Annotated in this window: 12 protein-coding genes and 1 pseudogene; 6 read left to right on the forward strand and 7 right to left on the reverse strand. The window is 68.4% G+C overall.

Features of this window, described 5'->3' with window-relative positions; translation table 11 throughout:
* Window positions 1-45 precede the first annotated feature (45 nt).
* Both D3H34_RS12485 and D3H34_RS12490 read right to left on the reverse strand, forming a co-directional pair.
* The gene (locus D3H34_RS12485; RefSeq protein WP_119553773.1) at window positions 46-948 is read right to left on the reverse strand and encodes an NAD(P)/FAD-dependent oxidoreductase; all 903 of its coding nucleotides are present in this window, start codon (window positions 946-948) and stop codon (window positions 46-48) included.
* A 64-nt stretch (window positions 949-1,012) separates the two neighbouring features.
* Window positions 1,013-1,399 (reverse strand): annotated as a pseudogene (locus D3H34_RS12490) (Rrf2 family transcriptional regulator); the annotation flags it as partial.
* A gap of 249 nt (window positions 1,400-1,648) precedes the next feature.
* On the opposite strand from D3H34_RS12490, the gene D3H34_RS12495 reads away from it, so the two are divergent.
* Window positions 1,649-2,167: an adhesin gene (locus tag D3H34_RS12495; protein ID WP_119553775.1), complete on the forward strand. Its 519-nt coding sequence runs from the start codon at window positions 1,649-1,651 to the stop codon at window positions 2,165-2,167.
* Window positions 2,168-2,270: 103 nt separating this feature from the next.
* Here D3H34_RS12495 and D3H34_RS12500 read toward each other — a convergent pair whose 3' ends face one another.
* From D3H34_RS12500 to D3H34_RS12525, 5 genes are all read right to left on the reverse strand, one after another.
* Window positions 2,271-2,717, reverse strand: coding sequence for a MaoC family dehydratase (locus tag D3H34_RS12500; protein WP_119553776.1), 447 nt, complete (start codon window positions 2,715-2,717; stop codon window positions 2,271-2,273).
* Window positions 2,718-2,727: 10 nt separating this feature from the next.
* Window positions 2,728-4,008, reverse strand: coding sequence for a benzoyl-CoA 2,3-epoxidase subunit BoxA (gene boxA / locus D3H34_RS12505; protein WP_119553811.1), 1,281 nt, complete (start codon window positions 4,006-4,008; stop codon window positions 2,728-2,730).
* 50 nt (window positions 4,009-4,058) lie between these two features.
* Complete coding sequence (boxB, locus tag D3H34_RS12510) at window positions 4,059-5,486, reverse strand: benzoyl-CoA 2,3-epoxidase subunit BoxB (RefSeq protein WP_119553777.1); 1,428 nt, start codon at window positions 5,484-5,486, stop codon at window positions 4,059-4,061.
* Window positions 5,487-5,520: 34 nt separating this feature from the next.
* Window positions 5,521-7,194 carry a 2,3-epoxybenzoyl-CoA dihydrolase gene (boxC, locus tag D3H34_RS12515; RefSeq protein ID WP_119553778.1) on the reverse strand — a complete coding sequence of 558 codons (1,674 nt, stop codon included), beginning with the start codon at window positions 7,192-7,194 and terminating at the stop codon, window positions 5,521-5,523.
* 247 nt (window positions 7,195-7,441) lie between these two features.
* Complete coding sequence (locus D3H34_RS12525; RefSeq protein ID WP_119553780.1) at window positions 7,442-8,380, reverse strand: helix-turn-helix transcriptional regulator; 939 nt, start codon at window positions 8,378-8,380, stop codon at window positions 7,442-7,444.
* 168 nt (window positions 8,381-8,548) lie between these two features.
* Between D3H34_RS12525 and D3H34_RS12530 the strand changes: the two genes are divergently transcribed.
* The 5 genes from D3H34_RS12530 to D3H34_RS12550 are packed head-to-tail and all read left to right on the forward strand — an operon-like array spanning window position 8,549 to window position 14,152.
* The gene (locus D3H34_RS12530; protein WP_119553781.1) at window positions 8,549-9,043 is read left to right on the forward strand and encodes a 4-hydroxylaminobenzoate lyase; all 495 of its coding nucleotides are present in this window, start codon (window positions 8,549-8,551) and stop codon (window positions 9,041-9,043) included.
* Window positions 9,040-10,590, forward strand: coding sequence for a 3,4-dehydroadipyl-CoA semialdehyde dehydrogenase (locus D3H34_RS12535; RefSeq protein ID WP_119553782.1), 1,551 nt, complete (start codon window positions 9,040-9,042; stop codon window positions 10,588-10,590). Before D3H34_RS12530 ends, D3H34_RS12535 begins: the two co-directional genes overlap by 4 nt.
* 30 nt (window positions 10,591-10,620) lie before the next feature.
* A complete protein-coding gene (locus tag D3H34_RS12540; RefSeq protein ID WP_119553783.1) occupies window positions 10,621-12,171 on the forward strand; it encodes a benzoate-CoA ligase family protein in 1,551 nt (516 codons plus the stop codon).
* The gene (locus D3H34_RS12545) at window positions 12,168-12,980 is read left to right on the forward strand and encodes an alpha/beta fold hydrolase (RefSeq protein ID WP_119553784.1); all 813 of its coding nucleotides are present in this window, start codon (window positions 12,168-12,170) and stop codon (window positions 12,978-12,980) included. Before D3H34_RS12540 ends, D3H34_RS12545 begins: the two co-directional genes overlap by 4 nt.
* Window positions 12,977-14,152 (forward strand): ABC transporter substrate-binding protein, encoded by a 1,176-nt coding sequence (locus D3H34_RS12550; RefSeq protein WP_119553785.1) that lies wholly within the window; start codon window positions 12,977-12,979, stop codon window positions 14,150-14,152. The genes D3H34_RS12545 and D3H34_RS12550 overlap by 4 nt, the downstream gene beginning before the upstream one ends.
* Window positions 14,153-14,225: the final 73 nt, after the last annotated feature.

Raw genomic sequence — 14,225 nt, forward strand, 5'->3', positions numbered from 1 at the left:
GGTGCTTTGAAGCACTTTTCCAGTGTTGGTCGAAAAAATTTGAAATCAGGCCCCGAACACCAGCGCGCGGTGCATCGACACCCCGGCGAAAAGCCCGTCGGCCGAGGCCAGCGTGGCGTTGGAAAAAGCCATCGCCACATCGCCCGCCGCGTACACGCCGGGCACCGTGGTCGTCTTCATTGCGTCGACGCGCAGCACCGGGCCGGTCGGGCCGTCGTCGAACGCGCAGCCCAGTTGTTCGGCCAGCGGGCTGGTGGGCCGCGTGTGCGGCGCGACGAACAGCGCCTCGATCGGCACGCGCCGGCCGTCGACCAGGCGCACGGCCGCCAGGTCCGCCCCCTGCCCTTCCAGGCTGGCGATGCGCGCGGGCTCGACGGTCACGCCACGCGACTGCAGCCGGGCACGCGCCTCGGCATCCAGCGCCTCGCTGCCGTTCAGGAAGAGCGTGGTCGGTCCCCACTCGGCGATCAGCAAGGCGTGGTCCGGGGGATGCGCGCTGTGGAAGAGCACGCCCAGCGATCGATCGCCGAATTCGTAGCCGTGGCAATAAGGACAGTGCAGCACGCTCTGGCCCCAGCGCTCGCCCAGGCCCGGAATGTCCGGCAGGCCATCCTGCACGCCGAAGGCCAGCAGTAGCTTGCGCGTCGACAGTTGCTGCCCGTCGTTCAAAGAGACGGTGAAACCCTCCGCGCCATCAGCCGTTGCCGCCACCGCCGTGCCTTCGACGAACGTGACGGACGGATAGGCAAGCAGCTTCTCGCGCGCGTCGGCAATCATCTGCAGCGGCGGCATGCCGTCCTGCCCGAAGAAACCGTGCGAGGCCGCGGCGAAGCGGTTGCGCGGCGCGCCCGCATCGACGACGCAGACCTTCCTGCGTGCGCGCGCCAGTTGCATGGCGGCGGAGAGGCCGGCAAAGCTGCCGCCCACGATGAGTGCGTCATGACGCATGTTCGATGTCCTTCGCGGTGAAGCCGCCGCCCGTCATGCGGCGATGAAAGTCCTTGGACAGATCGGCCAGCGTGATGCCGTTGAGCCGCCGCAACAGCAGCGCCTCGGCCTCCTGGCAGGCGCCGTCGAGCGCGGCGTTCACCGCCTGCTCGACGATGCAGCCCGGGCTCTCGGTGCGGTTGCCCATGGCCAGCAGCGCGGGCGCACCGACGGCGTTGTGGATGTCGCCCAGCGTCACCGAGCCCAATGAGCACGACAGCACCCAGCCGCCGCCGTGCCCCTTGGCCGAGCTGACGAAGCCGGCCTGCCGCAGGCCCGCCATGAGCCGACGCACGACCACGGGGTTGGTCTGCATCGCCGCGGCGAGCGCCTCGGAAGTGATGGGTGCGTTCAGCTCGGCCATGTGCAGCAACACGTGGAGCACGCCGGAAAGCTTGCTGTCTCGTTTCATGCAACATTATGAGTTGCATGTGTTGTGCGTCATGGCGCGTCGCGCCGGAAGACCCAGGATCGCGCGGGGATTTGCAAACGCCGCCCTAACGCACGAGCCCCCGATTCCGCCGACGGCCAGTTCCCACAGCGTCGGGCGAAGCTGCCGCACATGGCGACAACCGATCGGCCCGTCATGGTTGCCCCCGAATCGATCGAACCCCGGTCGGTTCTGGAAACCGTGACTCAGCAACGAAAGGAACTGTCACTCATGACTACACATGCAACCAACCGCATCTTCATCGGCGCCATGCTGGCCGGCCTCCTGGCCCTCGGCGGAACAGCCCAGGCGCAAGGCGTCGGTGTCGGCGTGGGGGTCAACGCCGATGTGAAGGCATCCGGCGCCACCAGTGCGACCGGCGCGGGCTCGACGCAAGGCGCGGCGGGCGCACGCACACAGACCGGCGCATCGGCCGATGCCAACACCAAGGCCAACGCAGACACCTCCGCCTCCGGCGCGACCGGTGGCGTGGGCAATGCCGTCGGTGGCGTGCTCGGCACGGCCACGGGTGCGGTCGGCGGTGCCACCGGCGCAGTCGGTGGTGCGACCGGCGCCGTGGGCGGCGCGACGCAGGCTGTCGGCGGCGTGACCAACACCGTGGGCAGCACCGTGAACAGCGCGACCGGTGCCGCGGGCGCGGTCGGCGGCGCCGTGAAACCGGCCACGGCCGGTGCCAAAGCGAGCGGCAAGGCCCAGGGCTCGGGCGCGGTCGACCTGCACAAGAAGTAAGTCGCGCGCCACCCGCCTGCAGCGGCCGGACGCGGCTGCTGCAGCGCTCTGCCCTTCAAATGAAACAAGCCCGCAGCGCCTGTGCGTTGCGGGCTTGTGTCGTTCAGAGGCTGGGCGCGGGCAGCTTGAAGAGGCTGGTGACCTCGGTGTCGAGCACCACCAGCGCGCGCTGGTTGAACAGCCGCCAGCGCCAGCGCAGGATGCCGAGCGTGGGACGCTTCTCGGAGCGGCGCACCTCGATCACATCGGCCACGAGCCGCAGCGCATCGCCGGGCCGCACGGGATTCGGCCAGCGCACATGCTCGAGCCCCGGTGACGCGAACGACTCGGAGCCGGCGAGCGCCGCCTCGACCACCAGCCGCATCGCGATCGAGCAGGTGTGCCAGCCGCTCGCGATGAGCCCGCCGAAGGGGCTGTCGGCGGCCGCCTCGGCGTCGGTGTGGAACCACTGCGGGTCGTAGGCCCGCGCGAACTGCAGCAGCTCGGCTTCGGTGAGCACATAGGGCCCGGCCTCGATGACCTGGCCCGGATGGAAGTCGGCGAACTGCATCCGCCGCAGCTTAGTAGGTTTCGAGGTGCAGGCGGCCTTCGCGCTTGAGTTGCGCACCGACGGTGTCCCAATCGAGCCCCGCGTCCTTCGCCACGTCGCGCAGTGCGAGCACCACGCCTTCTTCCATGCTCTTGAGGCCGCACACGTAGAAGTGGCTGGCGCCGTCTTTCAGCAGCGCGGCCAGGTCGGCCGCGCGTTCGCGCATCAGGTCCTGCACGTAGCGCTTGGGTTGGCCTGCCGTGCGCGAGAACGCGAAGTTGATGTCGATGAAGTCCTTGGGCAGCGACTGCAGCGGACCGAAGTACGGCAGCTCCTGCTGCGTGCGCGCGCCGAAGAACAGCATCAGCTTGCCGCCTTCGAACTTGCCGCTCTTGCGCAGGCGACGGCGCCACTCGGTCATGGCGCGCATGGGAGCACTGCCGGTGCCGGTGCAGATCATCACGATGTGCGACTTGGGGTGGTTCGGCATCAGGAACGACGAGCCGAAGGGGCCCACCACCTGCACCGTTTCGCCCACCTTGAGGTCGCACACGTAGTTGGAGCACACGCCGCGCACCGGATCGCCTTCGTGGTCTTCGGTGACGCGCTTCACGGTGAGCGACACGTTGTTGTAGCCGGGCCGCTCGCCGTTGCGCGGGCTGGCCACCGAGTACTGGCGCGCATGATGGCGCTTGCCGATGGCATCGACGCCCGGCGGCACGATGCCGATCGACTGGCCTTCGAGCACCGGGAACGGCACCACGCCGAAGTCGAGCACGATGTGGTGGGTCTCGCTGTCGAAGCCGGCCTCGGTGCAGTTGAAGTTGCCCACCACGGTGGCGGTGGTCGGGGTCTTCGGCGGAAAGAGGTTGGTGTACGCATGTGCGGCCGACCACGGCGGCACGCTGGCGCCGTACTGCGCGGAGTTGAAGACGGGCTCGACGGCACTGGCTGCCGCCTGGGCCTGCGTCTGCGCGGGCACTTCCGCTGCTTCGGCGGCAGCGCCGGACACGCCGGCCGCCTCGAGTTCTTCGGGCGTCAACTCGGCGGGCAGTTCTTCCCAGGTGAGCTGTTCTTCGATGGTGTACGCACGCACCAGGGGCATGGTGCGCCAGTTGTCGATCGAGCCCGTGGGGCACGGCGAGATGCACGCCATGCAGCCGTTGCAGACGTCCGCGCGAACGACGTAGTTGTTGTCGTCGTGCGTGATCGCGTTGACGGGGCACGTGGCCTCGCAGGTGTTGCAGCGGATGCAGATCTCGGGGTCGATCAGGTGCTGCTTGATGACCCCGGCTTCAACGACCATGTCCATGTTGTTCTCCATGCCCTCGCCGTGGGGACGAGGGCTTCATATCCAGACGCTCAGCCGAAACGCACGTACTCGAAATCGACGGGCTGGCGATTGATACCCATCACCGGCGGCGCGATCCAGCCCGCGAACTTGCCCGGCTCGATGACGCGGCCCATCAACGATGCCACGAAAGCGAAGTCTTCGGAACTCGGCAGCCATTCGTCGCGCTTGGCGGCCCATTCGACGTCGTTCACCACGCGGCCTTCCGGCGACATCTTGATGCCCGCGAGCGCACCGATCTGGCGGTTGAAGGCCTTGTGCGGCACGACCAGGCGCGTGGGAATGCCGGCCTTCTCGAGCACCTTGTTCCAGCGGCCGACGCCGGCCACCGAGTCCTTGATGAAGTCGTCGCGCAGCACTTCGTTCAGCGCGTTGAGCATCGGCACGTCCTTCTCGACGAGCTGGCCGTCCTTCACCTCGAGCACCTTGTAGGTCTGGCCCTTGAGCACGTGGTCGTCGTCGCGCTTGCCTTCTTCGTAGCGGCCCTTCAGGCCCGAGCTGTAGAAGATGGCGGCGTTGCTCGACTGGTCGGCGCCGAACAGGTCGATGGTCACCGAGTAGTGGAAGTTCAGGTAGCGCTGGATGGTGCCCAGGTCGATACACCCGGCGGCGCGGATCTTCTGCGCGTCGTCGGTCTTCAGCTCGTTCATGACCTGTGCGGTGCGCGCAATGACGCGCGACACGCCGCTCTCGCCCACGAACATGTGGTGCGCTTCTTCGGTCAGCATGAACTTCGTGGTGCGCGCCAGCGGGTCGAACGCACTCTCGGCCAGCGCGGCCAGCTGGAACTTGCCGTCGCGGTCGGTGAAGTACGTGAACATGAAGAACGCGAGCCAGTCGGGCGTCTTCTCGTTGAAGGCGCCCAGGATGCGCGGGTTGTTGTCGTCGCCCGAGGTGCGCTGCAGCAGCGCATCGGCTTCCTCGCGGCCGTCGCGGCCGAAGTGCTTCTGCAGCAGGTAGACCATGGCCCACAGGTGGCGGCCTTCTTCCACGTTGATCTGGAACAGGTTGCGCAGGTCGTACATCGACGGCGCCGTGAGGCCCAGGTGGCGCTGCTGCTCGACCGACGCGGGCTCGGTGTCGCCTTGCGTCACGATGATGCGGCGCAGGTTCGCGCGGTGTTCGCCGGGCACGTCCTGCCAGACCTTCTCGCCCTTGTGGTCGCCGAAGTGCACTTCGCGGTTGGCGTCACCCGGGTTCAGGAAGATGCCCCAGCGGTAGTCGCGCATCTTCACGTGGCCGAACTGCGCCCAGCCCTGCGGGTCGACGCTCACGGCCGTGCGCAGGTACACCTCGTGGTTGGTCGAGCCCTCGGGGCCCACGTCGTCCCACCAGTTGATGAAGTTGGGTTGCCAGCCTTCGAGCGCGCGCTGCAGCGTGCGGTCTTCGCCGAGGTTGACGTTGTTGGGGATCTTCTCGCTGTAGTTGATCGTGCTCATCGTTGTTCCTTGGGTTGTACGGACTGCTGTGTGCTCAAACGCGGTTCAGGTCGAAGCCGGCCTTCTGGCCGGTGCCATAGACCTTCAGGGCGCCCTTCTCGCCGACGGCGTTGGGACGGTTGAAGATCCAGTTCTGCCAGGCGGTGAGCCGGCCGAAGATGCGGGTGGCCATGTTTTCCTTGCTCGCGAAGCGCAGGTTGGCTTCGAGGCCGGTGAGCGCGTCGGGCGACATGGCGGCGCGCTCTTCGATGGCGATGCGGATCTCGTCGTCCCAGTCGATGTCGTCGGGCGCGGCGGTCACGAGGCCGAGCTTCACGGCTTCGTCGGCGTCGAGCGCCTGGCCGGCAGCGGCGCGCGCGGCTTCGAGCGGCGCGGCCTCTTCGTAGAAGCGGCGCTGCAGGCGGCTCTGGTCGTTCACCATCGGGAAGAAGCCGAAGTTGAATTCGTTCAGCACGAGCTTCGGTGCGCGATCGGCGTCGTCGGGCAGCGCGAGCATGTAGGTGCGGTCGGCCGCGAAGGCCAGCTCGGCCAGCGTGCCGGCGAAGCACGAGCCGGCCTCGACCAGCGCGAACAGGCTGCGCGACGACACGTCCAGGCGCGCCAGCGTGCGGCGCAGCGCGCCGATGGTCTCGCGCACCAGCCAGTGGTCCTTGTTGGCGAACATCACGGCATCCGATGCGAGCACGGCGGCGGCATCGCCTTCGGTCTTGAGCAGCCAGGTGCCGACGTCGAGTTCGTTGGTGCGCAGGTTGAGGATCGCGTCGTCGAGTTCGCGGCACATCGCCAGCGGCCACCAGGCGGCGCCCGCGGCTTCGATGGCGGCGATGTCGGCCGGCTGCGCGCCGGTGGGGGCCTTCACCGTGATCGTGGCGGTGCGCTTGCTGCGGTCGATCTGCACGTTGACGTTCGCATACGCGATGCCGTCGGCGCTGTCGGTGCGCTCGACGCGGGTCAGGGCCACGCCCTTGGCGCCGGCCGGGCGGTCGCTGTCGGCAGCGAGTTGCGTGGCGCGGTCCTGCACGGCGGCGGGGAACTGCGCGGGCTTGGCCACCGCATCGACCAGGCGCCAGTCGACTGCACGCTGGCCGCGCACGCCTTCGACGCTGGTGCAGAAGATGTCGGCGAGGTCGTGGCGCACGTGGCGCTTGTCGGTCACACGGGTCAGGCCGCCGGTGCCGGGCAGCACGCCGAGCAGCGGCACTTCGGGCAGCGAGACGGACGAGGAGCGGTCGTCCACCAGCAGGATCTCGTCGCAGGCCAGGGCCAGCTCGTAGCCGCCGCCGGCGCAAGCGCCGTTCACGGCCGCGATGAACTTCAGGCCCGAGTGCTTCGAGGTGTCTTCGATGCCGTTGCGCGTTTCGTTGGTGAACTTGCAGAAGTTCACCTTCCAGGCGTGGCTGGAGACGCCGAGCATGAAGATGTTGGCGCCGGAGCAGAAGATGCGGTCCTTGCCGCTGGTGACGATCACGCTGCGCACTTCGGGGTGTTCGAAGCGCACGCGGTTGAGCGCGTCGTTCAGTTCGATGTCCACGCCCAGGTCGTAGCTGTTGAGCTTGAGCTTGTAGCCGGGGCGGATGCCACCGTCTTCCGCGATGTCGAGCGTCAGGCGCGCAATGGCGCCGTCGAAGCTCAGCGACCAGTGGCGGTACTGGGCGGGTTCGATGCGGTAGTCGACGCGCTGGGGCGCCTGGAGCGTGGTGTCGGTCATGCGAAGTCTCCTGTGGGTCGGGGTTCTGTGGGAAACCGTGAACAGGAAAGATAATGCACTTTCTTGCTCCGATGACATGCATCATGCTGCATGCAAACAGGCAAGTCAATGCCTGCTGCACTTTTTTTCAGGTTCGGGGACTCTTTCCCAGCAAACACCGCGGAACCGGCTTTGCCGGGCCGCCGGTGTTGCCCCCGGCAGGGGGTTGGCCGCAGCGACACGAAGTGCGCGCAGCCTGGGGGCGAGCCTAGATATTCATGGCCTGGCGGGCGACGCCGCGCAGCGCCTGGAAGCTCTGCGACAAGGTCTTGCCGCTGGTGTCCACCGACAGGTCGGCCTTCGAATAGAACGCGGCGCGGCCGTTCAGGATGCGGCGCAGGTCTTCCATCGCTTCCTTGCTGGCCGCCATCGGGCGGGTGTCGCCTTGGGCGGCCACGCGGCCCATGTGCTCTTCGGGCGCGGCCTGCAGCCACACGGTGGTGCAGTGCGCGAGCAGCTCGTTGAAGGTGGCCGGGTCGGACACGATGCCGCCGGGCGTGGCAATGACCACCTCGCTGTAGATCTGCACCGCCTCCTCGAGCGCGCGGCGCTCGTAGCGGCGGTAGGCGTTGGTGCCGTACAGGTCGTGAATCTCGCGCACGCTGCAGCCGGCGAGCTTCTCGATCTCGCGGCTCAGCTCGATGAACGGAATTTCGAGGTCTTCGGCCAGCATCTGCCCCAGCGTCGACTTGCCCGCGCCGCGCAGGCCCACGAGCGCGATGCGCCGGTGCCGCGCCGGATCGACCGAGGCCGTGCCCAGCATCTCGCCGAGCGCGACGCGCACGCGGCGCAGGTCAGCCTCGCTGCGGTGCTCCAGCAGCTCGCGGATCAGCAGCCACTCGGGCGAGCTGGTCGTGACGTCGCCCACCAGCTCGGCCAGCGAGCAATGCAAGGCGCCGGCCACCTGCTGCAGCACCAGGATCGATGCGTTGCCGATGCCGTATTCCAGGTTCGCCAAGTGGCGCTCCGACACCTCGGCCGACAGGGCCACCGCCTTGCGCGTGAGGCCGCGCTGCGCGCGCAGGTTGCGCACGCGGTCGCCCAACGCCGCCAGCAGCGGGTTCTTGGCCTCCCCGGCCACGGCGACGCCGTTGCCGGTGCCGCCCTCGGGCGCGGTGGCCAGCACCGCGTCTACATGCTCATTCATGCCGTTCCTCGTTCTTCGCCGGGATTGTGCGCGCTCAGGGTAAACACCATAGATGCACTATATTGCTTGACACCTGTTGTCTCGCTGCTTATTGTTCGATCACACGCAAGATACTGCACACGCAGCCATCCTGCAAGAAGACGATAGTTCATCTGTTCGAGGCCCACGATGTCCGACACCTCCACGCCCGCCACCGGCAAGGCGGCATTTCACCAGCTGATCGCCGGCCTGACCGCCGAGATCGCCGGCAAGCCGCTCGACAGCACGCTCGACCAGTGGCTCAACGCCACCCACGGCGCCGGCAGCACCCGCTTTGCGCAACTGCGCCAGGCCTGCATCGGCGGTGTCGCCGAAGGCTGGCTGTGCGACCGCGAAGGCGGCGGCATCAGGTACGGCCGCGTCTTCAAGGCCGAGGACGCGCTGCACCGCTTCTCGGTCGACGTGGTCGACATGCAGGACCTCGCCGGCCCGCACCACACGCATCCCAACGGCGAGATCGACCTGATCATGCCGCTGGACGACTCCCCCGCCGCCACCTTCGACGGACGGCCCGCGGGCTGGTGCGTCTACGGGCCCGGCACCGCACACCGCCCGACCGTGGCCCAGGGCCGCGCGCTCGTTCTCTATCTCCTGCCTGAAGGGCAGATCAAGTTCACGCAATGACCGAACTCCTTCCCAACCACGTCGCCGGCCGCTGGCAAAGCGGCACGGGCGCCGGCACGCCCTTGTTCGACCCGGTGCTCGGCACCGAACTCGCGCGCGTCGACGCCACCGGCCTCGACCTGCCTGAAGCCTTCGCCTTTGCCCGCGAGCAAGGCGGCCACGCGCTTCGCGCCCTCACCTACCGCCAGCGCGCAGGCCTCCTCGGCGCCCTCGTGAAGGTGCTGCAGGCGAACCGCGATGCGTACTACGAGATCGCCACCGCGAACTGCGGCACGGTGAAGAACGACTCGGCCGTCGACATCGACGGCGCGATCTTCACGCTGGGCCAGTACGCGAAGTGGGGCGATGCGCTGGGCGACGTGCGCGCGCTGCGCGACGGCGACGCCGTGAAGCTCGGCAAGGAGCCGGTGTTCCAGTCGCAGCACCTGCAGGTGCCGACGCAGGGCGTGGCGCTGTTCATCAACGCCTTCAACTTCCCCTCGTGGGGCCTGTGGGAAAAGGCCGCGCCCGCGCTGCTGTCGGGCGTACCCGTGATCGTGAAGCCCGCCACGGCCACTGCGTGGCTCACGCAACGCATGGTGAAGGACGTGGTCGATGCGGGCGTGCTGCCCGCCGGCGCACTGTCGGTCATCTGCGGCAGCTCGGCCGGCCTGATGGACCAGCTGCAGCCCTTCGACGTGGTCTCGTTCACCGGCTCGGCCGAAACGGCCGCCGTGATCCGCTCGCACCCGGCCGTGGCCGCGCGCTCGGTGCGCGTGAACATCGAGGCCGACAGCCTCAACAGCGCCCTGCTGCTGCCCGGCGCCGCGCCCGGCAGCGACGCCTTCCACCTGCTCGTGCGCGAAGTGGTGCGCGAGATGACCGTCAAGTCGGGCCAGAAGTGCACCGCCATCCGCCGCATCCTGGTGCCGACCGAGGTGTACGACGCCGCGGCCGAAGCCATCGGCGCGAAGCTCGCGGGCGTGACCGTCGGCAACCCGCGCAACGAGAGCGTGCGCATGGGCTCGCTCGTGAGCCGCGCGCAGCTCGATGCGGTGCGCGAAGGCCTGGATGCACTGGCCGCGCAGACCACCGTGCTGCACGACGGCCGCAACAAGCCCTTGGTCGATGCCGACCCCGCCGTCGCCGCCTGCATCGGCCCCGTGCTGCTGGGCGCGCGCGACGCCGACGCGGCACAGCGCGTGCACGACGTGGAAGTGTTCGGCCCGGTCGCCACGCTGCTGCCATACAACGACCTGGCGCACGGCATCGCGCTCGCGCACCGCGGCCAGGGCTCGCTCGTCACCTCGCTGTACGGCAGCGACGATGCCGCGCTCGCACAGGCCGCCGTGGCGGTGGCCCCCAGCCACGGCCGCGTGCATGTGATCACGCCCGAGGTGGCGCAGGCCCACACGGGCCACGGCAACGTGATGCCGATGTCGATGCACGGCGGCCCCGGCCGCGCGGGCGGCGGCGCCGAGCTGGGCGGGCTGCGCGCGCTCGACTTCTATCACCGCCGCGCAGCGGTGCAGGCGAGCCCCGGCGTGCTCGCCGCCCTCGGCCTCTAGAGCAACGCACGGGCCCCAAGGAGACACACGATGAGCAGCCTGCCCCCACGATTCAACTTCGCCGAACACCTGTTCGCCCTCAACCGCGGCCGCGCCGCGCGCACCGCCTACATCGACGACCGCGGCACGCTGAGCTACGGCCAGCTCGAAGACCGCGCGCGCCGCCTGGCCGCCGCGCTGAAGGCCGTGGGCGTGCGGCGCGAAGAACGCGTGCTGCTGCTGATGCTCGACGGCAGCGACTGGCCCGTGAGCTTCCTGGGCAGCCTCTACGCGGGCGTCGTGCCGGTGGCCGTCAACACGCTGCTCACGGCCGACGACTACGCCTACATGCTCGACCACAGCCGCGCACAGGCCGTGCTCACATCAGGCGCGCTGCTGCCGGTGCTGCAGGAGGCGATGGCGCGCGGCGGTCATGAAGTGCATACGCTGATCGTGTCGCAGCCCTCCGGCGCCCTGCCCGCGAACGCACAGGAATTCGAGGCCGCGCTCGCCGCCGCCGAACCGCAGGACGCACCGGCGCTCACCGCATCGGACGACCCGGGCTTCTGGCTCTACTCCTCCGGCTCCACCGGCAAGCCCAAGGGCACGGTGCACACGCACGCCAACCTCTGGTGGACGGCCGAGCTCTTCGGCAAGCCGGTGCTCGGCCTCACCGAAGACGATGTGTGCTTCTCGGCCGCCAAGATGTACTTCGCCTACGGCCTGGGCAATGCACTGACCTTCCCGCTGTCGGTCGGCGCCACCGTGGTGCTGATGGCCGAGCGGCCCACGCCCGACGCCACCTTCCGCCGCTGGGTGGACCACCAGCCGACCGTGTTCTTCGGTGCGCCCACCGGCTTCGCGGGCATGCTCGCCTCGCCGAAGCTGCCCGCGCGCGAGGCCGTGGCGCTGCGCATGTGCTCGTCGGCCGGCGAAGCGCTGCCGGGCGAGATCGCGCAGCGCTTCAAGGCGCATTTCGGCTGCGAGATCATCGACGGCATCGGCTCGACCGAGATGCTGCATGTCTTCATCTCCAACCGCCCCGGCGACGTGCGCTACGGCACCACCGGCAAGCCGGTGGACGGCTACGAGATCGAGCTGCGCGGCGAGGACGGCCGCCCCGTGGCCGACGGCGAGGTCGGCGACCTCTACATCCGCGGCCCGAGCGCGGCGCTGATGTACTGGGCCAACCGCGAGAAGTCGCGCGAGACCTTCCAGGGCGGCTGGACCAAGAGCGGCGACAAGTACACGCGCGACGCCGACGGCTACTACACCTACGCCGGGCGCAGCGACGACATGCTCAAGGTCAGCGGCATCTATGTCTCGCCCTTCGAGGTCGAGTCGACGCTGATGCAGCACCCCGCGGTGCTGGAAGCCGCCGTCATCGGCAAGGAAGACGCCGAAGGGCTGACCAAGACCAAGGCCTTCGTCGTGCTCAAGGATGGCGCCGCCGCCACCGAGGACGAACTGAAGGCCTTCGTGAAGGAACGCCTGGCACCCTACAAGTACCCGCGCTTCCTGGAGTTCGTGAGCGAGTTGCCGAAGACGGCGACGGGCAAGATCCAGCGCTTCCGGCTGCGCGAGAAGGAAAAGCAGGCATGAGCCGCACCGACTTCGCCACCATCGACTGGCGCGGCCGCCCCGTGCGGATCGAATGCCAGTGGATCGACCCCGAACGCGGCGCCGGCACCCCGCTCATCGTGTTCCTGCACGAAGGCCTGGGCTCCGTCGCGATGTGGAAGGACTTCCCCGCCAGGGTGTGCGAAGCCGCCGGCGCACGCGGCCTCGTGTTCTCGCGCCCCGCCTACGGCCGCTCCACGCCGCGCGCCGAAGACGAGATCTGGGACGTCGACTTCATGCACCGCCAGGCGCACGAGGTGCTGCCCGCGCTGTTCACCGCATTGAAGCTCGGCGACGAGAAGCCCTGGCTCTTCGGCCACAGCGACGGCGGCTCGATCTCGCTGCTGTATGCCGCGCGCTTCCCCGACAAGGTCGAGGGCCTGGTGGTGCTCGCGCCGCACATCTTCGTGGAAGACAAGACCGTCGCGAACATCGAGATCGCGCGCACCGCGTATCGCACGACCGACCTGCCGCAGAAGCTCGGCCGCTACCACGACAGCGCCGACTCGGCCTTCTGGGGCTGGAACCGCATCTGGCTGCATCCGCCCTTTCGCGACTGGAACATCGAGGCCGAGCTCGGCACCATCCGCTGCCCCGTGCTCGCGGTGCAGGGCATCGACGACGAGTACGGCACGCTCGCGCAGATCCGCGACATCGCGCCCCGCGTTGCCGGGATTTGCGAGCTGCTCGAAATCCCTGAATGCGGGCATTCCCCGCATCGCGATCAGCCGGATCGTGTCATCGTCGCGACCGCTTCTTTCATCACCAACAACAGGAGACAGACACCATGACGAACCTTCGCACCGCGCGCCTGGCGCTCACGGCCATCGCCTTCGCTGCCCTGGCCTCCGCGGCCGGCGCACAAGGCACCGGCAAGCTCAAGGTCGGCCTCATGCTGCCCTACAGCGGCACCTACACCGCGCTGGGCGTGGCCATCGAGAACGGCTTCAAGCTCTACGTGGAACAGCAGGGCGGCAAGCTCGCCGGCCGTGAGATCGAGTACTTCAAGGTCGACGACGAATCCGATCCGGCCAAGGCCACCGACAACGTCAACAAGCTCATCAAGCGCGACAACGTCGACGTGATCGTGGGCACCGTGCACTCGGGCGTGGCGATGGCCATGGCCAAGGCCGCGAAGGAAAGCGGCACCGTGCTGATCGTGCCGAACGCCGGCGCCGACGCCGTCACGGGCCCCATGTGCGCGCCCAACATCTTCCGCAGCTCGTTCAGCAACTGGCAGCCGGCCTACGCCATGGGCGAGGTCGCGGCCAAGCAGCAGGGCAAGAAGAAGATCATGACGATCACCTGGAAGTACGCGGCCGGCGAGGAGTCGGTCAACGGCTTCAAGGAAGGCTTCGAGAAGAACGGCGGCAAGGTCGAGAAGCAGCTCACGCTGCCCTTCCCCAACGTGGAGTTCCAGGCGCTGCTGACCGAGATCGCGGCGGCCAAGCCCGATGCGGTGTACGCCTTCTTCGCGGGCGGCGGCGCGGTGAAGTTCGTCAAGGACTACCAGGCCGCCGGCCTGAACAAGACCATTCCGCTGTACGGCCCCGGCTTCCTCACCGACGGCACGCTCGATGCGCAAGGCGAATCGGCGCAAGGCATGCTCACCACGCTGCACTATGCCGACGGCCTGAACACCGCGCGCGACAACGCCTTCCGCGTGGCCTATGCCAAGTCGTTCAAGCTGCAGCCCGACGTGTACGCGGTGCAGGGCTACGACGCCGCGCAGATGCTGGGCGTGGGCCTGAATGCCACCAAGGGCGACATCTCGAAGAAGGCCGACTTCTCGGCCGCGATCGAGAAGGCCAAGATCGACAGCCCGCGCGGCACCTTCACGGTGAGCAAGTCGCACAACCCGGTGCAGGACATCTACCTGCGCAAGGTCGAGGGCAAGGAAAACAAGCTGGTGAGCACGGCCATCAAGGGCTTGGCTGACCCGGCCCGCGGCTGCCGGATGTAAGCCAGGCCACGGGCCTTCGGTTCTTTCTCGTTCCCTCGCGGCCCTGACCGGGTTCAGGGCCGCGAGCCGCCTT

Source organism: Acidovorax cavernicola (assembly GCF_003581445.1).